Source organism: Flavobacterium sp. FlaQc-28 (assembly GCF_044007415.1).
Taxonomy (GTDB): domain Bacteria; phylum Bacteroidota; class Bacteroidia; order Flavobacteriales; family Flavobacteriaceae; genus Flavobacterium.
The window spans coordinates 1-355 of record NZ_JBIPCM010000027.1 but is presented as its reverse complement, the minus strand read 5'-3'; the positions used below and the strand labels follow the sequence as shown (position 1 = coordinate 355).

1 protein-coding gene is annotated in these 355 nt (G+C 38.3%); it reads right to left on the bottom strand.

Features of this window, described 5'->3' with window-relative positions:
- Positions 1–355, bottom strand: a 355-nt coding sequence (locus tag ACHRVL_RS23030; RefSeq protein ID WP_395415596.1) for a hypothetical protein, incomplete at both ends; no start/stop codon positions are given.

Below are 355 nucleotides of genomic sequence, written 5' to 3'. Positions count from 1 at the left end.
TACATTACTTTCACAAGTTGTTGTAGCATCTTTTAAGGCTGCATAATACGTTCTTGTAGTTAATGCTGTTGCTGCTGTTACTACATTTCCTCCTGTTAAAGCATCGTACCAAACAATATTTCCTGTTACTGGACTTACATTAATACTTGCAATTGTCGGTTCATTAACTAAACAGAAATCTTGATCTGTATCTCCAATATTTGGTGTGCCCGGATCTGTAACACTAATCGCTACTGCCAACCTTACATTACTTTCGCAAGTTGTTGTGGCATCTTTTAGAACAGCGTAATAAGTTCTTGTGGTCAACGCTGTTGATGCTGTTACCACATTTCCTCCTGTTGAGGCATCATACCAA